Origin of the sequence: Parazoarcus communis SWub3 = DSM 12120 (assembly GCF_003226565.1) — a bacterium.
Classification (GTDB): domain Bacteria; phylum Pseudomonadota; class Gammaproteobacteria; order Burkholderiales; family Rhodocyclaceae; genus Parazoarcus; species Parazoarcus communis.
Map to the genome: position 1 here is coordinate 1 of NZ_QKOE01000108.1, position 555 is coordinate 555.

General features: G+C 67.6%; 1 protein-coding gene. It reads right to left on the minus strand.

The annotated features are described in order from the left end of the window. On the minus strand, window positions 1-555 hold a 555-nt coding region (locus DNK49_RS23270; protein ID WP_133255177.1), incomplete at both ends, for a branched-chain amino acid ABC transporter permease.

Consider the following 555-nt stretch of genomic DNA (forward strand, 5'->3'; position numbering starts at 1 on the left):
TCACTTCCTTGTAGGCGCTGGCCCAGAACGAGGAGAAGGCTTCGAGCAGGCCGACCAGAACCGCGCCGACCGCGGCGACCGGGTAGCTCGCCAGCCCGCCGATGATGGCGGCGACGAAGCCCTTGAGGCCGATGAGGAAGCCGGTGTCGTAGTAGATGGTGGTGATCGGGGCGATCAGCACGCCCGACAGGGCGCCGATGAAGGCGGCGAGCAAGAAGGTGAGCTTGCCGGCAAGGGTGGGCGAGATGCCCATCAGCTGCGCGCCGGTGCGGTTGATCGCGGTGGCGCGCAGGGCCTTGCCGTAGATGGTGCGCTCGAAGAACAGGTAGAGCGCGACAATCAGCGCAAGCGAGGCGACGATGACCCAGATCGTCTGGCCCGACACCAGCAGCGGGCCGACATCGAAGCGGACATCGCTGAACGGCGGCGTGCGCTGGCCTTCGGCACCGAAGAACAGCAGCCCCAGGCCCACCATGCCGACGTGGGCGGCGACCGAGACGATCAGCAGGATCAGGACCGGGGCCGAGGCGATCGGCTGGTACACCAGGCGGTACA